This is a genomic window from Pedobacter cryophilus (assembly GCF_005116455.1).
GTDB lineage: Bacteria > Bacteroidota > Bacteroidia > Sphingobacteriales > Sphingobacteriaceae > Pseudopedobacter > Pseudopedobacter cryophilum.
This window is the reverse complement of record NZ_SWBP01000004.1, coordinates 395,740-419,908: the sequence shown is the minus strand read 5'-3', so window position 1 is coordinate 419,908 and position 24,169 is coordinate 395,740. Positions and strand designations below refer to the sequence as shown.

Below are 24,169 nucleotides of genomic sequence, written 5' to 3'. Positions count from 1 at the left end.
AAAAAATAATGTGACAAAAAAACTATATCGAAAATATTTTCTTACGTATATATAAATTATATAACTTGCAGACTGGGTGTAACTATTACACTCGTTCCTTTTAAATTTATGACTACAGATCATATAGAAGACAAAAAAAGAATGGATAAGATTTTTAAAATCACGTCTATTCTTAGTAAAAGTGAGGAAAACACGCTTTCAGAAATTTTAAAAATTTCTTGTTCTTTATTGGGCATGCAGTTAGGCATGATAGGAAAAATAGAAAAAGACGACTATTTTTTTTATGAGTTTTACTCTGCCATAGCTGGTGATGATTTAAAAGGCGTAACCCTAAATATTAAAGATACTTTTTGTGATTTAGCCGTTACACAAAACGAGGTAATTTTTATTGATGATGCTGGTTTAACCGAATATAAGTCTCACCCTTGTTTTAATACTTTTAAAATTAGATCATACATTGGTGTTCCTATTAAATTTAATGAACAAGAAAACGGCACCTTAAGTTTTTCATCATACGATGCTAAAACGCCAGGTTTTACGCAGGCTGACAGTGATTTTGTGCAATACTTAGGGCAATGGGTAAATAACTATTTTGACAAGTTATTTTACGAAGAAAATATCACCAAAAAAAACAAGGAGTTTGCAATTAACAATGAAAACTTGCAGAAAATTATGCAAGAAAAAAATCAGTTAACGCAAATTTTGGTTCATGATCTTAAATCTCCGTTAAGCAATATTCAAATGCTTTCTTTTCTTTTTCAGGATTTTGTGAAAGATAAAGAGAGTGAAGAGCTCTTAAATATTTTTAATAAAAGCTTACAAGATGTATTCCATTTAATAGACCAAATGGAAACCTTAAATAGTGTTGAAAATGTATCGCTCAATTATTACATTGAAGAATTTGATTTGAATTTGTTTTTAGTTGAAACTCTTAAAAACTTTCAAAATACTGCTGATTTTAAGCAGATTAATCTAGAATATACTTTTAATGCAGCAATAACAAACGTTAAAACCGATCAAAATTTCTTAAAAAGAATACTTCACAACTTAATATCTAATGCCATTAAGTTTTCCCCGTTTCAAAAAAATATTTATGTCAATTTATCTTTAAAGGATGAAGAATATCTTATTAGCATTAAAGACGAAGGACCGGGGATTAGCTTAGATGAGCAAACAAAATTATTTGATAGGTTTAGTATATTAAGTAATAAACCAACCAACAATGAAAGTTCATCTGGTTTAGGTTTATTTATTGTTAAAGAATTATTAAAAAGCATTAAAGGGGGTGTTACTGTACAAAGTGCCTTAAATGAAGGCAGTACTTTTACCATTAAAATACCTTTAGAATTAAAAAATTAATATTAGTGATGCTTTTTTAAAATCTCTATAGCTTGGGAAACCTTACTTTCTGTAATGTCTAAATGAGTTACAAACCTGATCATTTGTTTACCAAAAGTTCCGCACAAAATTCCCTTATCTTTTAATTCTTCTACTAAATGCGATGCATCTTTTTTATCATTTAATTCAAAAATAATAATGTTGGTATCTACCGGCATAATACTTTTCACAAAAGGAAGGTCAATTAAAGTATCGGCCAATAAAGAAGCATTTAAATGATCTTTAGACAGCCTTTCTACATGATGGTCTAAAGCATAAATTCCGGCAGCAGCCAAAAACCCAGCCTGACGCATTCCGCCACCTAAAACTTTTCTTACTCTTCGGGCATATTGTATGGTTTCTTTACTTCCTAATAAAACAGAACCAACCGGCGCACCCAAACCCTTTGACAGGCAAACAGAAATTCCGTCAAAATATTTACCATAATCTTTGGGTTTATCTCCCGTTGCGGCCAAAGCATTAAATATTCTGGCTCCATCTAAATGCAGTTTCATTCCTTTTAACTTGCATAAATGGTAAATGGGCTCAATATCTTCTAAGGTATAGCAGCTCCCTCCGCCCCTGTTTACAGTATTTTCTAATACTACCAAACTTGAATGTGGATGATGAACATTCCCAACCGGGTTAATTTCATCTTCTATCATCTCTGCGGTTATTCTTCCTCTGTCTCCATTAAGTAATCTTACCGATGCTGCCGAGTTAAACATAATTCCGCCTCCTTCATATCTGTAAACATGAGCAGTTTGATCTGTAATTACTTCATCTAAAGGTTGTGTAAAACATTTAATAGCAATTTGATTAGTCATGGTGCCAGATGGGCAAAACAAAGCCGCTTCCATTCCAAATAGCTCAGCAGATTTTTCTTCTAAAGCATTTACAGTTTCATCTTCTCCAAAAACATCATCGCCTACTTTTGCGGTAAACATGGCAGCAAGCATGTGCTCTGTTGGTTTTGTTACGGTATCACTTCTAAAATCTATCATGGAATTAATATTTGGATTGCAAAATCACTAATTTATGGGGTTAAACAAAATTTCAAATCAATTTTTATTTTTCAATTGTATCTTTGAGGCATGTCATTTAAATCAGTACCCGTTACCATTCTTACCGGTTTTTTAGGAGCCGGAAAAACCACCTTACTTAATCATATTATTCAGGCAAAAACAAACAAAAAATTTGCCATTATTGAAAACGAGTTTGGAGAAATTAATATTGATACCGAATTGGTGATGCGAACTGATGAAAACATTTTTGAGCTTTCTAATGGCTGTATTTGTTGTTCTTTAAATGGCGATTTATTTGAACTATTGAATAAATTAGTAACTGGCAAGTATGATTATGATCATTTAATTATAGAAACCACCGGCATTGCAGATCCATCAGCGGTGGCTGCCACTTTTTTAACCGATTATAATATACAAACCGCATTTAAACTAGACGGAGTGATTTGTTTAGTTGATGTTAAAAATGTGTTGGATGTTTTAGGGGTAGAAGAAGAAGCGTCTAAACAAATTGCCTTTGCTGATCATATTATTTTTAATAAATGTGCCGAAGCTGATGAGCAAACCATAGAAAACGTAAAAAGCATTGTAAAGAAAATCAATCCTTTTGCCACGCATAGTTTTACAGATTTTGGTAAAGTTGAGGTAAATGAAATTTTAGAATTGAAAGCTTATGATAAAGAGCAGGTTCAGTTTAGATTGGGTTATCCATCTACAAAAACTAAAAACGTTTTTTCTATTCAGCAGCAAAGCCAGCATCAAGATATTGTATCTCAAAGCTATATTTTTGAACCTAGTTTTGATTTAATAAAACTACGCCATTACCTTACCGTAATGCTGTTTATACAAGGAGCGTCTTTTTACCGTATCAAAGGAATTTTAAATATAGAAGGCTTAAGCCGAAAACTGATTATCCAATCGGTTAAAGGAGCGCCCATTTTTACTGATGGCGATGATTGGAAACCTGATGAAAAAAGGGAAACCAGAATTGTTTTCATCGGAAAAAAACTAAGACGAGATATTTTAGAAAAAGGAATGTCGCAGTGCTTTTTTAAAAGCGAAGAAGTTATTTAAACGAGACCTAAGTTTGATTAATAATTAATAGTTTAGTAACATTACAATTGATGTATTTTAACCTCATCCAAATAAAAAATAGCGGTTACAATACATTAAAAAAGCCTTGTTTAAATAGCAATAGAATGTAACAAAACGGGGCTTTTTCTATTTGCAAATAAAAAACCTTAGTGTAGTTTGTACAATAAGAAGATTTTACTAATTTAGAGGACCTAAATAAAATATTAACCATGATTATAATTGCCGACGGAGGTTCAACAAAAACGAATTGGTGCATAGTAGATAGCACTGGAAAAAAGACTCTTTTTAATACAGAAGGTTACAATCCTTATTTCTCAGACACTGATTATATTATCGCGTCTATGAAAAAAAATATGCCTGCAGACTTACCTTCTTCTGAAATTAAAGAGGTTTATTACTATGGTGCTGGAGTTCATAATGAAGAAAAAGCAGCAATAGTTAGTGATGCTTTAAAGGTTATTTTTAAAAATGCAGAAATAAAAATTGGTCATGATTTGCTAGCTGCCGCCAGAGCTTTATTAGATGATAAAAGAGGTTTTGCCGCCATTTTAGGAACCGGCACCAACACCTGCATTTATGATGGCGAAGATATTGAGTTCAACATTGATTCTTTAGCTTACATTTTAGGCGATGAAGGTAGCGGTTGTTACATTGGGAAAAAACTTTTAGGTGATTATATTAGAGGTTACATGCCTGAAAATGTAAGACAAACTTTTTGGGAAACTTTTAAACTCACCCCAGATGATATTTTAAACACAGTTTATACCCAACCACTACCTAATAGATTTTGTGCAAGTTTTAGCAAATTTGTTTATGATATTACTGTAGATATTGAATATTCTAGAGGCATAGTTAAATCGTCTTTTAATGATTTTTTTAAAAATTTAGTGAGTCATTATCCAAATTACAAAGAATTTGAATTTAATTGTATTGGTTCTGTTGCCTACAATTTTAGGAATGTATTAGAAGAAGTAGCGCTTGAATATGATATGAAAATGGGTAAAATTATTCGCTCACCAATAGATGATTTGGTTAAATATCACATGAAACACTCTAAAGTTATTTAGCTTAATAAGCTCAAAAAAAATCCCTTAAACAATTGTGTTAAGGGATTTTTTTATTTTTAATAACCTGAGTTCAATTTTTGGTTTTTAGAAAAGCTACTCTTTAGAAAAAGACAATTCTTTATTAAAGTGCTTGGCATATTTCCTTTTATCAAACTTGTACAGCTTGGCCGCTCGGTAAGAAACCCCTTTTTGTTTTTCATCCAGCTCTTTCAAAATATCATAAGCCAGCATTTTCTTTCTAAAGTTTCTTTTATCTAATTTCTTATCTAAAATAACCTCATATAAATTTTGTAGCTGCGTAAGCGTAAATTTTTCTGGCAGCAACTCAAAAGCTATCGGCTGATAGCTTATTTTGTTCTTAATTTTCTCAAAGCTTTTTCTAAAAATGCGGCTATGGTCAAAGGCCAATTCGGGCATATCTTTAACAGGCATCCACACCGCCTGCCTAGCATAATCTGTAACAGGCTTTACATCTTTTTGTCCGTTTAATCTAATCATCGCATAATATGCAACCGTAATTACTCTACCTAAAGGATGCCTGCCCAGCGCTCCAAAAGTGTAAAACTGTTCCATAAAAATACCCTTTAAACCAGTTAATTCGTACAAAATACGTTCTGCCGCCGATTCAATACTTTCAGTATTGTCTACCAAATTACCGGGCAAAGCAAACCATCCTTTAAAAGGTTCTTCGTTTCTTTCTATCAGTAAAATCCTCAACTCCCCCTCATCAAAACCAAAGATCACACAATCTACAGAAAATATAGATTCAAATTGTAGCGGTAAATTTTCCAAATTAATAGCGTTATAATTTTATTAAGCTTGATATCTGCAAAGTTTAAAAAAATAATCGAGAAAAAATTGCTTAGTGTAAAAAATACACCCTATATTAGCTACTCCAAACCGAAGACCCAAAATCTTTATGTCTAAAATCAAAAAAATCGCAGTTTTTACATCAGGTGGAGATGCCCCCGGAATGAATGCTTGTATAAGAGCCGTAGTAAGAACTGCACTACATTTCGGCTGCGAAGTTGCCGGTATAAAACAAGGTTACCAGGGCATGATTGATAATAATATTACAGAAATGTCTAGACATTCTGTAAGTAACATTATGCAATTAGGAGGAACCATTTTAAAAACTGCCCGCTGTTTAGATTTCAGAACGCCAGAGGGAATGCAAAAAGCTTACGATAATTTAAAACTTAACGGTATTGATGCATTGGTTGCTATTGGCGGAGACGGCACCTTTACCGGAGCCGAAAGATTCTCGGGCATTTATAATATTCCGGTAATTTGTGTGCCCGGCACCATAGATAATGATCTTTATGGTTCTGATTTTACCTTAGGATTTGACACCGCAACAAATACCGTAATAGAAGCCATAGATAAAATTAGAGATACCGCCGAATCTCACGACCGTTTATTTTTTATTGAAGTAATGGGCAGAGATGCAGGCTGTATAGCGCTTAGAGCTGGTATTGCTAGTGGCGCAGAAGCCATTATGATGCCCGAAAAAGATACCGCCATAATAGATTTAATTAAAACTTTAGAAGAAGGAGCAGCACAAAAAAAATCTTCTAGTATTGTAATAGTTGCCGAAGGCGATAAAAATGGCGGAGCATTTAATGTAGCCAAAAAAGTAAAAGAAACTTTTGACTTTTACGATACCAAAGTAACCATTTTAGGTCACCTGCAAAGAGGTGGCAGCCCTAGTAGTTTTGATAGAATTTTAGGCTGTAGAATGGGTTTTGCAGCAGTGAAAGCATTATTAAGAGGCGAAACCAGAAAAATGGTAGGCTTAAGAAGTAATGAAATAAAACTAACAGATTTAAAAGAAGCCCTTACCGACCATGAATTTAAGTTGGAAGAAGATCTTTTAGAAATGGCAACCATACTCGCATAATTATGATAGCTGTTGTTTATAGTGGTTCTAGATATGCAAATTGGAAACTTTCTGATAAAGGAATGGACACTATTGATGTGCGCACCAACGGTATCAATCCTTTTTTTAATGATGAGAAATTCATTTTACAATTGCTAAATAAGAATACCAAACTCATAAACTACGCCGAACAAATTAAAAAAATATACTTTTTTGGTGCAGGTGCATCCTCTTTAGAAAGAAACGAAATCATTAAAAATGCACTTTCCCAATTCTTTAGATTTAGTAAAGTATTTGTATCACATGATTTAGAAGCCGCAGCAAAAGCTTCATGTAATGATGTTCCTGGTATTGTTTGCATTGTTGGCGGAGGCTCTAATGTTGGCTTTTTTGACGGTAAAAAAGTAATAGAAAACAACTACGGATTAGGTTTTGCCTTAGGCGATGAAGGTTCATCAAACTGGTTAGGTAAAAAATTAATTAAAGCCTATTTAAATGAAACCCTGCCCGCTCCTATCCAAACCTTATTAGAAAAAAAATACGATTTAGACCGAAGACTCATCTTAGATAAAATATACAAACAAGCACATCCAAACATATTTTTTAGCTCCTTTACCGAATTTTTTAGCGAAAACAGAGATGAGCCTTTTGTGAAAGAATTTATCAAAGATGGTTTTAGCTTATTTATGGATACCTATTTAATTCCGCTGTCAAAACAATATGGAGGCAAACATCCAGTTTACTTTGTAGGCACAGTAGCCGCCAACTTTCAAGATTATTTAAGGGAAGTAGCTAAAGAAAAGAAAATCAACATCAGTTCTGTTATAAAAGAACCTATTTATAATTTATTGAATTATTACGCAAACAAAAATTAAAACAAAATGAAAATTGGAATCAATGGATTTGGCCGTATTGGAAGATTAGCTTTCAGAGCAGCCATGCAAAGAAAAGATATTGAAGTAGTAGGAATCAATGATCTTGTAGAGCCAGATTACATGGCTTATATGTTAAAATACGATTCTACTCACGGTATTTTTGATGGTACTGTAGAAGTAGTAAACGGAAACTTAGTAGTAAACGGTAAAACTATCCGCGTAACGGCAGAAAGAGACCCTGCAAACTTAAAATGGAATGAAATTGGTGCAGAATATATTATAGAATCAACTGGTTTATTCCTTACACAAGAAACTGCACAAAAGCACATAGATGCTGGTGCTAAAAAAGTAGTAATGAGTGCGCCAGCTAAAGATGATACCCCTACTTTTGTAATGGGTGTAAATCACAAAACATTATTAGCTTCTCAAAACATAGTTTCTAACGCATCTTGTACTACCAATTGCTTGGCCCCTATCACTAAAGTGTTAATGGACAATTTTGGTATTATTGAAGGTTTAATGACAACTGTACATGCTACCACTGCTACTCAAAAAACAGTTGATGGCCCATCTGCTAAAGATTGGAGAGGCGGACGTGGTGCTTCTCAAAACATCATTCCTTCTTCTACAGGTGCAGCAAAAGCCGTAGGTTTAGTTATCCCAGCTATCAAAGGTAAATTAACAGGTATGGCTTTCCGCGTACCAGTTGCCGATGTTTCGGTAGTAGATTTAACCGTACGTTTAGAAAAACCAGCAACTTATGAGCAAATTAAAAAAGCCATGAAAGATGCTTCTGAAGGCGAATTAAAAGGTATTTTAGGATATACTGAAGACGCTGTTGTTTCTCAAGATTTTATTGGAGACGCTCGTACTTCTATTTTTGATGCTGATGCAGGTATCGCATTAAATGACAACTTCGTAAAAATCGTATCTTGGTATGATAACGAATGGGGTTATTCTAACAAAATCATCGACTTATTACAACACATGTCTACTGTTAAGTAGTTGAAAGTTTTAAGTTGTAGGTTTTAAGTCAAAAGTTAAGACTTATTTAATTACACACCAAAGTCCGAGGATATCTATTCTCGGGCTTTTTATTTGGGCGCTTGTCTGCTTTTTTCCCTCTCTCACCAAAGCCACCCAAAAAGCAGCCACCAGGCTGTGCGGTGCTTCACTTTGTTACGGTATGGGCTTGCTTCGCCGCCATACTAAACACCTACCATCCTTAGCGCAAAAAACCAGTACCAGTAAAATGGTATTTTAACTATGAAATCTTTCTACTGGTTTTAAATTTTTACTTTGGAGGAGAATGAGATGAATGGCGTATAGCAGCTATTTAATTGAAGTTTAATTCAACATAGTAAACAAAAATTAAAATTATGGGATTATTTTCGGCTATTCTTGGAAATGCAGGTGCGGTAAGTCAAGAAGAATTAACAAAAAAATACGGACAGCTACTTATAGAAGGTGAAGAAATTGAATTAGGCTTTAAGCTCATTAGGGACACTTTTATTTTTACCACCAAGAGGCTGATTTTAGTTGATGTGCAAGGTTTAACAGGCAGTAAAACCGAATATAAGTCTATTACTTATAAAAGTATTTCCAGATTTAGCATTGAAACCTCTGGTACGTTTGACCTAGATGCTGAATTAAAAATTTGGATCTCCAGCGAAGCACAACCCAGTATAAAAAAGCAATTCAATAAATCTGTTAATGTATATGACGTTCAAAAAGTTTTAGCTCACCATGTTTTAAAATAGAGCGTATAAACTGGTCATTTGTTGTTTTTTAAGGGTAACTGAAACCACTGCCAACAGCAAGTTTAAGCTATACCCGATCAAGTGTATTATGTTCCAAACTAGTTTCAACGGCCTATTTTTCAGAATCAATGAAATGTTAAAAATGAAACCAGAGAACTTTGAGGCACAAAAAAATTAGCACTATGATATGTTAATATGAGATGAGTAGCGAATGGTATCCATCTGATAGAAAGCTATACGCTATAAAGTGTTTATAGAGCGTCTAGTTACAGGAAACCTTAACAACGACACAACAACAAACGAATAAACAATTTAAAAAGAATAAGAATGAAACAAGCAATCGAACTTTTACCATATGGACTTTTAGTCATTTGGACAATTTTTAGTATTTACTATTTACTTCGAGCAAAGAGAACTCCAAATGAAATAAACCCATACATATTTGATTCGATACCACAAGTTTTCCCGACTTTAGGAATTCTTGGAACATTTCTAGGTATTGCATATGGATTATTTTACTTTGACGTAAAACATATGGATGACAGTATTCCTGAATTACTTAATGGATTAAAAACAGCATTTATTGCATCAATATTTGGGATAATCGGATTACTCATTTTTTCGAAATTGACCGCTTTAGTTCAGCATACAAATGAAAAAGACAAAGCTGTTTCTAGTGATGAAATAACAGCGTTAAATACACTTATTGACCACACTAAAAAGGCAAGTTCAGAAAATGCAATCAACTTTAAAACACTTAACAGTTCAATAATTGGAGATGGTGACGAAAGTTTGGCTACACAGTTTGCAAAAATTAAAAATCAAATGACTGAGCAGACTGAAAAGCTATCTAAAATTCAAACTGCTTTAGGAGGAGATAGTGAAACAAGCTTATTAACACAAATTCAAAAATTAAGAGCTGAACAAGGAGAATATGCAAAGTTAACATCAACAAATTCAACTTTTATAGTTGAAACAATGAATAAAAACAATGAAATTATTCGAACTAAATTTGATGAGTTTACCAAGCTCCTTACAGAAAACAATACAAAGGCACTAGTTGAGGCTATGGAGAAAGTCATTACCGACTTTAACACCCAGATGAATGAACTTATTCAAAGGTTGGTAAAGGAGAATTTTGAAGAATTAAATAATAGTGTAAAAAACCTTAATGACTGGCAAAAGCAGAATAAAGAACAAATTGCAATTCTTATTTCACAATTTAATCAAACTACTTCAAACCTTGAAACTTCATCAAAAAATATTCTAGAAATTTCTACAAATACAAAATCACTTACAGATAACAACTCGATACTTCAACAAATGATTACAGAATTAAAGAAGGTAATGATTGAAGATAAAAAATTCACTGAACTAGCGAGCAAGCTTCAATTAGCCACAAACAACATTGAAAACTCAAGCTCACAACTTGCAGACTATATGAAAAAGGAGAAGGGTTTCCAAGAATCAATAAACCAACTTCTTGATAAATTGAAGGAAATTGAACAAATTAAAGACATCAACGGTAAATTCTGGAAAGACATTGAAACAAGAATGAATGATGGAGTAAATATCATCGCAAAAAGCAATGATAAACTTTCTAAAGATGTTGAAAAATTAGATAGTGAATTTAAGAAACGATTGAGTGAAAGTTTTATGAGCCTTGACAAAGTGCTTCAAGCAATGGTTTTGGAGTATCAGAAAAAAACAACCGAAATATTCAACGAACTAAAAAACTAAAAAATGGCATCACCAAAACAAAAGGATAACTATTGGATTCCTCTGTCTGATTTGATGACCGTTTTGATGGTTATTTTCTTATTTATTTCAATATCCTACATGATGGATGTTAGAAATAAGCAAGCAGAAAAAGATAAGATGTTTAAAGACTTTGAACAGACTAAAGTTGAATTATTGAAGGAATTGCAAACAGAATTCAAAGATGATTTCAAGAAGGACAAATGGGATGCGATGATTGATACTGCAGACTTATCAATAAAATTTGTAAACGAAAAAGTATTGTTTGACTACAACAAAAGTGATTTAAAACTGGAGTTTCAAAACGTTTTAACTAATTTCTTCCCTCGCTATTTAGCTATAATTCTAAAGCCACAATATAGAGATAAAATTGCAGAAGTACGAATAGAAGGACATACAGATATTGAAGGCGATTATATATATAATGTTGAACTTTCACAAAATAGAACTAGAAATGTTATGAAGTTCTTATTCAATACTCTTTATTATGAAAATCTAAAAATTACAGAAAAAGAAAGATTGAAGTTTTGGCTAACAGCAAATGGATTATCATTTGGAAGAACACTCGATAAAAACGGACATTTAACTGCTACATCTAATTTACCACCTGACAATGATAAGTGTAGAAGAGTTGAATTTAAAATAGTTACAACAAGTGACCAATTGGTTAGAGAAGCTCTTAAACAAATGAGTAAATAATGGTTTACGATTTCAACGAATTAAAGGTTTTTGTGCAAATACACTTAGGTATTGATCCTGATAGGATTAATTCCAAATTCAAGCCTATCACGGAAAAACTTACGAAGGCTCAACTTGATCAAAGTGTTGAAATAAACCTTGATGGCATAACATTTACAGACAAGAAAGGTAATAAACACAAAGGATTTCTTTATATAGAAAGTGGATACAGTCAAAGGACATTTGAACAAACAGGAACAATAGTACCGAAGTTTCATATTATCAATTGTCAAACAATACAGGATCAAAAACAAAGGAAAAATTTTAATGGACATTATGTCTTTTCTACTGAAACTATAACAATGGAAGATCGTGATGGGGTTACCAAAGAACTTACATTATGTGGAAACTGTAATAAAATTCATTATGAAACTGAAAGAGGAATGACAACTACAGAATATCGAGAAAAGTTCATTCTTAATGACCAAATTGAAGGAGAATTTTATGATAGCGAATTGCCTAAAGAAGTTTCAACTGACTTTTGGGGCTATACTCCGGAATGGTATGATACAAGTCGAAATTACAGAATGAAAAAGAAATTCACTTGTGAAGATTGTGGCATTAATCTCAATCAAAACTTAGTAAACGGTTATTACTTGGAAACACATCACGTTGACGGAAATCCAAAAAACAATGATGAAGATAATTTTAAGTGTTTATGTGTATTATGTCATGCAAGTGTAGACAGATATCATAAAGAGAATTATTCAAAAGGTTCTCCTCGCCAAAAGCTTGTTGACTTTATCAAATTATTTGAAGATGAATTAAGGCGAGTTGGTAATAAGCATTTAGCGGACTATAAGAAATGAAAAATATATCCCAAATTAGTTTGAGTGTCCCTTTTTAAGGATTACCAAAATCTTTAAAATGAAACCAGAGGAATTTGACAAAAAAATAGCCCTATGATAAGATAATATGATATGAGTAACACATAGCTTCCATGTGATAGAAAAATATAAGCTATAGTTAGCGTACAGCAACTAGTTATGCCTAATTATAAAAGACGCGGAGAATTTAACAACTTAATATAATAAATGATAGTATCTATTTTTTTAAGACACTTTAAAATATACAAAGGAATTAATTATTTACCAATTTCAGAAGGTGTTGGATTTTCAAGTATAATTGGAGAAAATGGTTGTGGCAAAAGTTCAATATTAGAAGCTCTTGATTTTTGTTTTAATAAAAAAGGCGCTACAGATTGGCCAATAAATAATGAAGCAAAATCTGACGGAATTAGCGGTGATAATTTTCCATTTATTGTTCCCGTTTTTTTAATTCATAAAGATAAGTTACGAAAAGAAAACAAACAGGATTTAGAACAATTTAATAAAGCAAAATTATTATCTGATTTTCTTTGGAAATCAACCTTCAAAGGAAGAGGGGATTTTGATAAACATCGTGACGAACTTTTAATCAATTATGATTCCGAAGAGTATCTTTTATTATTTGTTGGTAAAAAATATAATGATCCAGGTATTTATTTTGGTTCATTTCACAATCAACTTACATTTATAAATGATAAACCAAACAAAATATATGAAGATTCAGAATTACAAAAATATTTCAAAGGCTTTTATGAATATATAAATTCTCACTATTCATACATATATATTCCTGTTGAAACTGATGTGCAAACTTATACTAAGTTGGAAACTCAAGATATGCAGAAATTAATGGATAAAAACATCCAAAAAGAAATAGAAAATGCAATTACATTAAAAACAGTAAATCAAATCAACAAACAGTTAGGCAAATTTGTAAAGGAAATAGAAGAAGTTTTAGAAATATATCATTATAAAGGCTCTCATAAAGATAATTTAACAATGCCTGATTTAGTTTCTAAAATTATTGAAGCATATTTCTCTATTAAAATTTTAAATAAAAAAGTTGAAAATTCAAAATCAATACCTGTTTCGGAACTAAGCTCTGGTGAAAAGAGAAAAGCACTAATTGATGTTGCTTATTCTTTCTTAATAAAAAACAATGATCGTGAAAGTAATATTATATTAGCAATTGACGAGCCAGAAGCTTCATTACATATTTCAAACTGCTATGAACAATTTGACAAACTATTGAAAATCAGTAAAGATAATCATCAAATCTTAGTATCAACACATTGGTATGGCTTCTTGCCAATAATAACAAATGGAAGTGCTACTACAATTACAAAAAACAACAAAAACGAAATAACCAGTACATTTTTGAATTTATATAATTATAGAGAAAATATACTTCATTCAAGAAAACTTCATAAAGGACCTTTGCCAATTGACTATAACATTAAGAGCTATAATGATTTAGTTCAGTCAATAATTATTTCTATAATGCAAGAAAAACCATACTACTGGATAGTGTGTGAAGGGCAATCTGAAAAAATATATTTTGACTATTTCTTTGAAAAAGAAATTAAAGAAAAAAACCTTAGTATTTTACCAGTTGGTGGATTTAAAGAAGTTAAAAAAATATATAGTTATCTAACAACACCAATAAAAGATCCAGATTACAAAATTAACGGAAAAGTATTTTGCTTAATTGATACTGATAAAGAAAGAATTGAAGTATCGGAATATACAAAAGATAAGAATTTACTTTTTGAAAGATTAGTTTTAAGAAAAGAACAATCAATTTTAGTGGATGTTAACAATACATTAATGAATCCGCCAACAGAAATTGAAGACTGTTTAGACCCTATAATTTTTTATCAAACACTTCAAGAATTAAATGAAAATTATCCAGAAATCAGAGATTTATTCTTGAAAAAAAATTTAGAAGTTGATGAGAAATATTCAGCAAACTTCTTTGATTTAACAACTAAGGAAAAAGACATTTTGAAGAAATTTTTTGATGATAAAGAAGGATTCAATAAAATCCTGTTTGCTAAAAAGTATGTAGAATTAGCAAAAAAACCTTTTTTAAATGAAAGAAGCAATTTAGAATGGATTGAAGAAATAAAAAAGAAATTATACAAATAACTAGGCATAACCAACTGGCGCAAGTCTTCTGGGCGTGAGAAAAGATGGTAAGGAGACTTGTGCTTTTGTGTATGAACCAGTTGTATCGCTCTAAAATAAGTTTACAGTTTTTAGATTAATCCTGTTATACTCCAAACTAATTTTAGTGTTCCATTTTTTTCAGGATCAATAAAACCTGCTGTTCGAGATGTTAGCTTGCGCATCTCGAACTCAAAAATAAAAAGGATTTGCAATCCGCTTTTTAAAACATACTAGTAGATTGTAAATCCAATCATTAAAAATTCGATATGCCTTTCAGACATATCGAATAGAAACTGAAACTTTTGTAAATAAATAAGTATCTAAAATTTAAAATTATGGACTTTGTAACTCCTGCTTGGGGATTTAAGCTTTTGGTACTGAGTGCAATTGTTATCTTTTTAATTGCCACAATAATAGTTTTAGCTAAGAAAGATGTCTCTTTATTTAAAAGAGTTTTTCTATTAGTTTTAACTTGGCTTTTACCTATTATTGGAGGGCTTTCAGCAATTTTAATTGTGGTTTTGCCTAACTGGCGCAAGTCTTCTGGGCGTGAGAAAAGAGGGTAAGGAGACTTGTGCTTTTGTGTATGAACAAGCTGTTCGAGATGTTAGCTTGCGCATCTCGAACTCAAAAATAAAAAGGATTTGCAATCCCCCCTGTCCGGAGAATTAAGCGATAGCGTTTCTACGGATTGAGTAATGGAAAAGCCTCGATACTCGTTAATTACTGAAATCTCTAAAATAAAACCGAGAACTGTATCCATACAAATACCAGAAACGAACTATTTTTAAATTAAAAGGTACTTATTATGACTTTTCGAGACTTCTTCTTCATTATTTTTGCAGTATGATTATCATCATTGGCGCTGGCTTATCTGGTCTTTTAACGGCTTATAGACTACAAAAAGAAGGTATTCCTTTTAAAATTTTAGAGGCAAGAAATAGAATTGGTGGTAGAATTAATACAGTTTATGGAGCCAACAATACCCCCGTTGAAATGGGCGCAACTTGGTTTAATAAAGAGCATAAACATTTAAAAGCACTCCTTGTCGAATTAGGAATTGAATATTTTGAACAGTATATGGATGGCGAAGTATTCTTTCAGCGCTTTGCTAACTCAGCAGCAGAAACTATACAAATACCCAAACAAGCACCTAGTTACCGGATTTCGGGCGGTACCTTCAATTTAATCAAGACTTTATATCAGCAATTAGCTAAAGAGGATGTATTACTGAATCAATCTGTTAAGGAAATTAAATTACTGAATTATAAGGTACAGGTAATTACAAATGAAGTGTTTGAAGGAAATAAAGTTGTTTTAGCCATTCCACCTAAATTATGGGCAAAAAAAATCTTGTTCGAACCAAGTTTACCAAACCATTTGATGAGCATAGCTAAACAAACTCATACTTGGATGGAAGATTCCATTAAAATTGCTGTAACCTATAAACAAGCTTTTTGGCAAAATAAAAATAGATCTGGAACTTTATTTAGCAATGCTGGACCAATCACAGAACTATACGATCATTGTAATCACCAAAGATCCAAATACGCACTTTGTGGATTTATTGATTCATCCTTTAAACAAATTGATGATGTAGAAAGGCGTTATAGAGTGATTGAGCAATTAAAATCTGTTTTTGGAGAGAAAGCATCCGAATTTTTAGATTATAAAGAATGTGTTTGGAGCAAAGAAGAAAACACTTTTGAAGCAACTGATGTTTTTCATTATCCTCATCAGAACAATGGAAACCCAATTTTTAGTCAGTCCTTTTTTGATGACCAATTGTTAATTTCTAGCACTGAGTCTGCTCCAGAATTTCCTGGATATATGGATGGTGCAGTATATGCTGCTAATGTAATTGCTAAAAAAATAATTGCTGCTCATAAAGTTTAGGGCTTTTATTGATGCCTCAGCTGTTCGAGATGTTAGCTCCATGCCCTGCTGTTCGAAATATTAGCTTGCGCATCTCGTACTTAAAAATAAAAAGGATTTTTAATCTGCTTTTCAACATGCTAGTAGTATATTACAAATCCACTATATTAAAAATTCGATATGCCTTTCAGAACATATCGAATAGCAAAAGGCTAATTACATCATTCAAATCTTATTTTTGATATACGAAGATTTAAACCGTTAAAACGGTTTCTAAAACCCAATATTTATATAGCCCACGGTTTAAACCGTGGGCTATAATTTAAAGCCAAAAGAAGTATCCAAAATTGTTTTTAAAAAATTTATCTTTGAGTAGAAATGATGAAGTTAATTGAAGATAAGCTCAATGATATTATTGTACTTTGTAAAGTGCATCAGGTAAAGTCTATTGCTTTGTTTGGATCTACAGCCAAAGATACGATGCATGAAAATAGCGACATTGATTTTTTGGTTCAGTTTTCTGATAAAATTGAAGTACTAGATTATGCAGACAATTACTTTTCATTGTTAGAAAAGCTAGAAAAATTAATGGGCAAAAAAATTGATTTAGTTTCAAGAAAATCACTCAAAAACCCTGTCTTGATTGAAGAAATAGACCGCTCAAAGGTAGATTTATATGCAGCCTAAAATATTAAAGTATATTCTTGATATTCAAAGTATCATTCAAGAAATTGAAACTATAAAAGCTAAAACCAATAATAACTTCCATTCTTTCCAATCCGACATTATTTTACAAAGAGCAATAGAAAGAGATTTAGAAATCATTGGTGAAGCTATCAGAAAGATGATTGAAATTGATGCTGACCTTAAAATTTCATCAGCAAAAAACATTATTGGACTACGAAATATTATTTCACATGCATACGATTCCGTTGAGCCAGAAATGATTTGGGGAATTATTCAGAATAATATTCCTGTTTTAGCAAAGGAAATAGAAATCATTAAAAGCAACAAATAGGCAAGATTCTCCAGACTTATTAATTATATCATTCAAACTCTATTTCTGATTTAAAAGATTTCTAAACCGTTAAAACGGTTTCTAAAACCCAATATTTATATAGCCCACGGTTTAAACCGTGGGCTATTATTATGAAATTCCTGCTCAATTCTAGGTCCTTAAAGAACATATTGCAATGTAAACAGTTGTAGATGCATAACTATTAAACATGAACCCAACCCACCCAATTGATAAAAACGTTTTAGGTACACCTTTACAAATAGCGGGTACTAACCCATTAACTGGCTTTTTTAGAGATGGTTTTTGCTGTACTGGTCCGCAAGATAGCGGCAAACATGTGGTGGCCGCAGTAGTTACCGATGCTTTTTTAGCTTTTACCTTAGCCATGGGAAATGATTTAATTAGTGCTTACCCGGCAGGTAGATTTCCTAGTTTAAAAGCTGGCGATAGGTGGTGTTTATGCGCCGCTAGATGGAAAGAAGCTTTTGATGCCGGCTTTGCCCCACCCGTTATTTTAGAGGCTACCCATGAAAAAGCTTTGCTTTACGCCACTTTAGAAGAATTAAAAGCCCATGAGTTTAAAGTATAAAAACTAGTTATTTTAAAGCAAATTGTATAAAAATTTAAACCGTTAAAACGGTTTCCAAAACAGCATATTTTTATAGCCCTCGGTTTAAACCGAAGGCTATGGTATAAAATCCAACTTTCAGACAATTAAGCACTTGGCAATAAAATTTCTAACCTAATAGCTTGAGTAAGTTCTGCTAATTTGAAATGTGATTTTATAAATAGAGTGGCTTTGTATTCTCCAGGTTTTTCGGGAATATCACTAACAATTATACTTGCTTCTCTTAAAGGAAATAAAGCATTAGCATTTTCTGGCGCATGATCATCTAACAAAACATAATTAGACAACCAAGTATTTAAGTAGTCCTCTATATTTGAGCGGGTAAGAAAAGATCCTATTTTATTTTTTATTATTACTTTGATGTATTGAGCAAATCTATTTGCTACCAAAAGGTAAGATAATTTATGGCTGGAGATTACTGGCCAGCTATATATTGCGAAAGCGCTACAAATACTTTCTGTTAGGTAGTAAATATCGCTAATTCTGCTATCTCTGTGAGGTTGGTTTTTAAATGGGACTAAATCAGATAAGAATTCTTCATTATTACTTATGAATGGTGCATGTAAAATTGTGCCCAGTTGATTGAGTTTTTCCAAAAGATGGTTATCAACAGCATTTTCTTCAAAGCCATAATCGCCTATCAGTAAACTATATCCATCACCGCTATACGTACCGTATGCTGCTTCGTATATTTTTTTAAATAAAATACTTTGATCAGTTTCTGATTCCTTTTCAAAATCATTTTGCAAAGTTTTCTTACTCACATTTAATACCCGCAATTTTAAATTATCATGAGCGGCTATATTTGATACCAGATTATACAAGCCATACCAAGAAGACACTACACTTGTTAAATAAGTATTTGCCGATAAACTGCTGATAGTTTCAAAATTTATTTTTGGGTTTATCAAACCCATTACTTCTTTAAAATTAGCACTATTTATCTCAATAAAACTGTTTTTTTTATACGCTGGAAAAGCAATTTCTAAGTTTTCTTCGCCACTAAGATCTGCCAAAACGCCTACAATAAATGGTAATTCTTGCTTTATAATATTGCCATTAGTATAAACATCATAAGTAATAACAGCCCGTGGCTGTTTTTTAGATGGGTTACTGTTGACAATGTCTACTTTCATTTTGTTTGAAGATAAATTATTTTATGAATGGTTAATTTACGAGTATACTTTTTAAAAAACCATTAAAATGGTTTCCAAAATATGATAATTTTTATAGCCCACGGTTTAAACCGTGGGCTATAAACAAAAAGCAGGATTAGCACTTTTAATTTGTACTAACCCTGCTTTTCAAAAAAATTAAATTATTATACTGCTTTAAAAACTACCATTCCTAAAGGCGGAACGTTAACTTCTATAGAGTTGGCCTTCCAATGGCTACCTTTAGCTTCACTTTCCTGATCATTATTTTTCATTCCACTACCCCAATATTGTAGCTCGTCTGAATTAAATATCTCTTTCCAATTACCAGAGCGGGTAACGCCAAAACGGTAATTTAAACGAGGTACTGGCGTTAAATTTAGGGCAATAATTAAATCGTCTTTTGGGTTTAAGCCTTTACGGGCGTAAACCAATACAGAATTATCTGCATCGTCATTTACTATCCATTCAAAACCGTTTCCATCAAAACTACGCTCGTACATGGCTGGCTCTTCTTTATATAATTTATTAAGCGCCATTACTGTTTTTTTAATCCCTTGATGCGGGGCGTATTCTAACAAATGCCAATCTAATGAATGTTGAGGATCCCACTCCTTGGTTTGCGCAAACTCACTACCCATAAATAGCAATTTAGTGCCAGGATGAGTCCACATGTAACTATATAACAATCTTAAATTAGCAAATTGTTGCCATTCGTCTCCGGGCATTTTATAGATCAGAGATTTTTTTCCATGTACCACTTCATCATGCGAAAGCGGTAACATAAAATTCTCTGTAAATGCGTAAATGGTGCTAAAAGTAACCTCAGAATGATGATTTTTTCTGTAGATAGGGTCTTTTTGGAAATAACGAAGGGTATCATTCATCCAACCCATCATCCATTTTTGACCAAAACCTAAACCTCCTGTATAAGTAGGATGACTTACGCCAGAAAAAGATGTAGATTCCTCGGCAATGGTTTGCACATCTGGAAAGTTCACATAAACGGCTTCATTAAACTCTTTTAGAAAAGCAATAGCCTCTAAATTTTCTCGACCTCCAAAATCATTAGGCACCCACTCTCCTTCTTCTCTCGAATAATCTAAATAAAGCATAGACGCTACAGCATCTACCCTTAAACCATCTATGTGAAAGCGTTCTAACCAAAATATAGCATTAGAAATTAAAAATGCTTTTACTTCATTTCTGCCATAGTTAAAAATATAAGATTTCCAGTCTGGATGAAAGCCTTTACGCATATCTGCATGTTCGTACAAATGAGAGCCATCAAAATTATAAAGGCCATGTGCATCTCCTGGGAAATGTGACGGAACCCAATCTAATAATACGCCAATACCGTTTTCATGAAATTGTTCTATCAAATACATGAGGTCTTGTGGGGTACCAAAACGACAAGTAGCGGCAAAAAAACCGGTAATTTGATAACCCCAACTTGGATAAAAAGGGTGCTCCATTAGGGGCATAAACTCTACATGAGTAAAGCCCATTTCTTTAACATAAGGCACTAATTTATGTGCCATATCTCTGTAAGAAAGAAATTGATCTGGAGATTCTAAACCACGAGCCCAAGAGCCAAAATGGACCTCGTAAACAGACATGGGCTTGTTTAAGGCATTTTTAAGATGGCGTTTTTCCATCCAAGGACTATCTTTCCACTCGTACCAAGTGTCCCAAACTATAGAAGCGGTACGTGGTGGCTCTTCAGATCTTAAAGCAAATGGATCTGCTTTTTCTAGCTTTTCACCAGTATTAGACTCTATAAAATATTTATAAGCTTCGCCATTACCTACATGCGGAATAAAACCTTCCCAAATACCAGAATGATCCCACCTTACAAAAAGTTCATGTGTGCCTTTATCCCAATAATTAAAATTACCTATTACCGAAACATAATGAGCGTTAGGAGCCCAAACAGCAAAATAAGTACCTATTACGCCTTCGTGATTGATGACATGAGCACCAAATTTTTCATGTAATTTATAATGTTTACCCGCTTTAAAAAGAGAAATATCAAACTCAGAAAATCTAGAATAAAGTAATACCGAAGGATATATTTTATTTGCTACTATCTGCGGTACCTCGGTTTCTTTCTTTTTAGTTACTGTTTTTTTAACAGCTACTTTTTTAACAGCTACTTTCTTCTCTTTTACAGATGACTCTGGTTCAGGTTCTTTTATTTTTTTAGCCATGGAATGATTTATCTTAGGTTGTAAGGAAAAATTTGGTTTAATTGGTTTAATTGATTGAGCTTGTTAAGCAACCCAATTTACATATAAACTTCAATTTAGAAAAACATCCTGATTTTTATTAATTTCAAAAAAATTAAATTTCTGATTTCATAAAAAAACCCGGTTAATTGCCGGGTTTTTAATTTTATTTGGTGATGACAATTTGCCTAAAATGCTTTGACGCTTTCACTCTAACTCTTTTGAGTTCATCAAATTTAAGTTCTCCCAGATATTCTTTTCCATCAATTAAAACTTTTGTAGGTAAGAAAGGTAAGCCTATAATTTTAAGATCATAGGTCTCGTATCTCGGTGTAAACAAGCCTTCAACAGATTGCTTAATGGTCATGCTTTTTAGGTCTCCGTTTACTACAAACTTTTTCTCTAGGTAAATATCTTGCTCATAAGCAAAAGTATCTCCGTGATCTTCAAAATAGAACGAATTTACTTCGTAATCTGAAAAATAAATTTGAAACATTAATTCTTCAATTTCAAACTCATTGGTATGTTGCATTACCGGATATTCTGGTATCACAGATCCTGCCTTCACAAAAATAGGCATGGTATCTAAAGGAGCCGCTACTTGGTGTTCTTCTCCTCCGGCTAACGCTTGATGTGAAAAATAATCGTACCAATTACCTACCGGTAAATATACTTTTCTGGAGGTTGCACCTTCTTCTAAAACAGGGCAAACTAAAATTTTATCTCCAAAAGTAAACTCGTCTTCTCTGTATTTATTGGTTTTGTTTTCTTGTTCTAACATCACTATTGGGCGTAGAATTGGAAAACCATAACGATGATGTTCCCAAAATGCCGAATAGATGTAAGGCAGCAATTTGTATCGTAACTCAATAAATTTACGGTTGATATCTTCTAATGCGGTTCCAAAACTCCAAGGCTCACGTTCGGCGGTATCACCGGCAGAGTGCGCTCTCATAAAAGGAGAAAAAACACCTAATTGAATCCATCTGGTAAATAATTCGCCAGTTGGCTCACCACTAAACCCGCCTATATCTGTACCTGCAAACGGCACTCCCGACATTGACAAACGTTGCATTTGTAAGCTTCCAAGTTTTAAATGTTCCCAACTTGCTACGTTATCACCTGTCCAAACGCTGCTATAACGTTGTACGCCTGCATAGCCTGCTCTGGTAATGGTAAATGGTCTTTTGCTTTTTTGGAGTTTTTTTAAACCGTCATAAGTTGCTCTTACCATTTGCATTCCATAAACATTATGGGCTTTACGGTGCGAACCTCTATGACCATCATATTGGTGACGAACATCATCTGGAAAGGTGCCAGAACCAAAAACAGCAGGCTCATTCATATCATTCCAAACACCGGCAACGCCAATGTCAACCAATTCTTTAAACAAACCGCCCCACCATTGTCTTACCTCTGGGTTTGTGAAATCAGGAAACTGACATCTGCCTGGCCAAACATGGCCTTCCATAAAGTAATCATCGCTTCTGCGGCAAAAATATTTATTTTCTTTACCTTCTTTAAAAACCCAATAATTATCATCTACTTTAATTCCCGGATCAATAATTACAACCGTTTTAAAACCGTCATCAGATAATTCTTTGATCATCTTTTTAGGGTTTGGGAAGTATTTTTTATTCCATGTAAAGCATCTGTAGCCATCCATGTAATCTATATCCAAATACAAAGCATCGCAAGGAATTTTTCTTGATCTGAAGTTTTTTGCTAAATCATGAAGCTTAGATTCTGGATAGTAACTCCATCTGCACTGGTGATAACCTAAAGCCCAAAGCGGTGGTAATTTATGTGTTCCGGTTAAGGTATGGTAGCGTTTTACCACATCCATCATATGCGGACCATGAATATAATAGTATTGCAGCTCGCCTCCATCTGCCCAAAAACTGGTTTTACCAGCATCTTCATGTGCAAAATCAAAATGAGTTTTAAAAGTGTTATCCATAAAAATTCCATGGGCAACTCCTTCGTGTAAACTAATATAAAACGGAATACTACGATATAATGGATCTTGATGCTTGGCGAATGAATAGGTATCTGTATTCCAATTCTGCAACCTTTTCCCTCTTAAATTAAGATCTGTAGGCTTATCTCCTAAACCATAAAATGCTTCTTCGGGATAGCTCTTTTTGGTGCAATAAACGTAATAACCACCAAACTGAACATTCTCTTCCCAGTGCATGGCCAAATAATCTTCATTAATGAGTTTGCTATTGATATCGGCAAAAGAAATATGAAAGTTTTCTTTATTTACCAAACAAGAAACCGTGTTGGTGGAGACAGTGTAGTGGGTGTCGTCTTCAGAAAAAGTAAAAACAGCAACCTTTTGATCTAATGCCGGTACCGCGTAGGAGAATTCATCTAAAAAGACACTATGCGGAGCTAATCTAACCTTGATAATTTCATCGCTAACCACCATAATTTCTACCGACGCAGATCCATCAGAAAAAATATACTTGTTATTATGTTGTTTAACTTCTTTAACTGCCCCTAAAAATCTCTTTTCAATGGGTTTTAGTCCAACTATTGGATTATTTACATGCTGTATTTCTGTTCCCTCTAATTGTTCTAATGTAATATCTATATTTTCTTCTTCTTTATCTTCTTTCATGAATAATTTGAACTTAATTCTTTGCTAATATCCCTATTATCATTTAATATAGGAAAAATTAATTAACCACATT

General features: G+C 32.9%; 21 protein-coding genes. 16 read left to right on the top strand and 5 right to left on the bottom strand.

Going from position 1 to position 24,169, the window contains the following annotated elements; genetic code table 11:
- Positions 1-108 precede the first annotated feature (108 nt).
- The gene (locus tag FA046_RS13365; RefSeq protein WP_136827017.1) at positions 109-1,359 is read left to right on the top strand and encodes a GAF domain-containing sensor histidine kinase; all 1,251 of its coding nucleotides are present in this window, start codon (positions 109-111) and stop codon (positions 1,357-1,359) included.
- A gap of 2 nt (positions 1,360-1,361) precedes the next feature.
- Here the strand turns inward: FA046_RS13365 and FA046_RS13360 are convergent, their stop codons facing one another.
- Positions 1,362-2,381 carry a threonine aldolase family protein gene (locus FA046_RS13360; RefSeq protein ID WP_136827016.1) on the bottom strand — a complete coding sequence of 340 codons (1,020 nt, stop codon included), beginning with the start codon at positions 2,379-2,381 and terminating at the stop codon, positions 1,362-1,364.
- 90 nt (positions 2,382-2,471) lie between these two features.
- Between FA046_RS13360 and FA046_RS13355 the strand changes: the two genes are divergently transcribed.
- The gene (locus tag FA046_RS13355) at positions 2,472-3,473 is read left to right on the top strand and encodes a CobW family GTP-binding protein (protein WP_136827015.1); all 1,002 of its coding nucleotides are present in this window, start codon (positions 2,472-2,474) and stop codon (positions 3,471-3,473) included.
- A 230-nt stretch (positions 3,474-3,703) separates the two neighbouring features.
- The gene (locus FA046_RS13350; protein ID WP_136827014.1) at positions 3,704-4,561 is read left to right on the top strand and encodes an N-acetylglucosamine kinase; all 858 of its coding nucleotides are present in this window, start codon (positions 3,704-3,706) and stop codon (positions 4,559-4,561) included.
- A gap of 93 nt (positions 4,562-4,654) precedes the next feature.
- Here the strand turns inward: FA046_RS13350 and FA046_RS13345 are convergent, their stop codons facing one another.
- Positions 4,655-5,353 (bottom strand): NUDIX hydrolase, encoded by a 699-nt coding sequence (locus FA046_RS13345; protein ID WP_136827013.1) that lies wholly within the window; start codon positions 5,351-5,353, stop codon positions 4,655-4,657.
- Positions 5,354-5,480: 127 nt separating this feature from the next.
- Here FA046_RS13345 and pfkA point away from each other — a divergent pair, with 127 nt between their 5' ends.
- From pfkA to FA046_RS13280, 13 genes are all read left to right on the top strand, one after another.
- Entirely contained in the window at positions 5,481-6,461 is a 981-nt protein-coding gene (gene pfkA / locus FA046_RS13340) for a 6-phosphofructokinase (protein ID WP_136827012.1), read from the top strand.
- Positions 6,462-6,463: 2 nt separating this feature from the next.
- Complete coding sequence (locus FA046_RS13335; RefSeq protein ID WP_136827011.1) at positions 6,464-7,315, top strand: hypothetical protein; 852 nt, start codon at positions 6,464-6,466, stop codon at positions 7,313-7,315.
- A gap of 6 nt (positions 7,316-7,321) precedes the next feature.
- Positions 7,322-8,320, top strand: coding sequence for a type I glyceraldehyde-3-phosphate dehydrogenase (gene gap / locus FA046_RS13330; RefSeq protein WP_136827010.1), 999 nt, complete (start codon positions 7,322-7,324; stop codon positions 8,318-8,320).
- Positions 8,321-8,694: 374 nt separating this feature from the next.
- Positions 8,695-9,075 (top strand): PH domain-containing protein, encoded by a 381-nt coding sequence (locus FA046_RS13325; RefSeq protein WP_136827009.1) that lies wholly within the window; start codon positions 8,695-8,697, stop codon positions 9,073-9,075.
- A 327-nt stretch (positions 9,076-9,402) separates the two neighbouring features.
- Positions 9,403-10,815 (top strand): hypothetical protein, encoded by a 1,413-nt coding sequence (locus tag FA046_RS13320; protein WP_136827008.1) that lies wholly within the window; start codon positions 9,403-9,405, stop codon positions 10,813-10,815.
- A 3-nt stretch (positions 10,816-10,818) separates the two neighbouring features.
- On the top strand, positions 10,819-11,532 hold the full coding sequence (locus FA046_RS13315) for an OmpA family protein (RefSeq protein ID WP_136827007.1): 714 nt from the start codon (positions 10,819-10,821) through the stop codon (positions 11,530-11,532).
- Positions 11,532-12,380: an HNH endonuclease signature motif containing protein gene (locus FA046_RS13310; protein ID WP_136827006.1), complete on the top strand. Its 849-nt coding sequence runs from the start codon at positions 11,532-11,534 to the stop codon at positions 12,378-12,380. Before FA046_RS13315 ends, FA046_RS13310 begins: the two co-directional genes overlap by 1 nt.
- Positions 12,381-12,605: 225 nt before the next feature.
- Positions 12,606-14,546 (top strand): AAA family ATPase, encoded by a 1,941-nt coding sequence (locus FA046_RS13305; RefSeq protein ID WP_136827005.1) that lies wholly within the window; start codon positions 12,606-12,608, stop codon positions 14,544-14,546.
- Positions 14,547-14,902: 356 nt separating this feature from the next.
- Positions 14,903-15,133 carry a hypothetical protein gene (locus FA046_RS13300; protein ID WP_136827004.1) on the top strand — a complete coding sequence of 77 codons (231 nt, stop codon included), beginning with the start codon at positions 14,903-14,905 and terminating at the stop codon, positions 15,131-15,133.
- A 280-nt stretch (positions 15,134-15,413) separates the two neighbouring features.
- Entirely contained in the window at positions 15,414-16,463 is a 1,050-nt protein-coding gene (locus tag FA046_RS13295) for a flavin monoamine oxidase family protein (RefSeq protein ID WP_136827003.1), read from the top strand.
- A 357-nt stretch (positions 16,464-16,820) separates the two neighbouring features.
- On the top strand, positions 16,821-17,129 hold the full coding sequence (locus FA046_RS13290; RefSeq protein WP_136827002.1) for a nucleotidyltransferase family protein: 309 nt from the start codon (positions 16,821-16,823) through the stop codon (positions 17,127-17,129).
- The gene (locus FA046_RS13285; RefSeq protein ID WP_136827001.1) at positions 17,119-17,460 is read left to right on the top strand and encodes a HepT-like ribonuclease domain-containing protein; all 342 of its coding nucleotides are present in this window, start codon (positions 17,119-17,121) and stop codon (positions 17,458-17,460) included. Before FA046_RS13290 ends, FA046_RS13285 begins: the two co-directional genes overlap by 11 nt.
- Before the next feature lie 208 nt (positions 17,461-17,668).
- A complete protein-coding gene (locus FA046_RS13280) occupies positions 17,669-18,049 on the top strand; it encodes a DUF2237 family protein (protein ID WP_136827000.1) in 381 nt (126 codons plus the stop codon).
- 125 nt (positions 18,050-18,174) lie between these two features.
- On the opposite strand, the gene FA046_RS13275 is transcribed toward FA046_RS13280, so the two are convergent.
- From FA046_RS13275 to FA046_RS13265, 3 genes are all read right to left on the bottom strand, one after another.
- Entirely contained in the window at positions 18,175-19,224 is a 1,050-nt protein-coding gene (locus FA046_RS13275; RefSeq protein WP_136826999.1) for a type VI secretion system contractile sheath domain-containing protein, read from the bottom strand.
- Between the two features lie 185 nt (positions 19,225-19,409).
- Entirely contained in the window at positions 19,410-21,452 is a 2,043-nt protein-coding gene (gene glgB, locus FA046_RS13270) for a 1,4-alpha-glucan branching protein GlgB (protein WP_136826998.1), read from the bottom strand.
- Between the two features lie 184 nt (positions 21,453-21,636).
- Entirely contained in the window at positions 21,637-24,096 is a 2,460-nt protein-coding gene (locus tag FA046_RS13265) for a glycoside hydrolase family 31 protein (protein WP_136826997.1), read from the bottom strand.
- Positions 24,097-24,169: the final 73 nt, after the last annotated feature.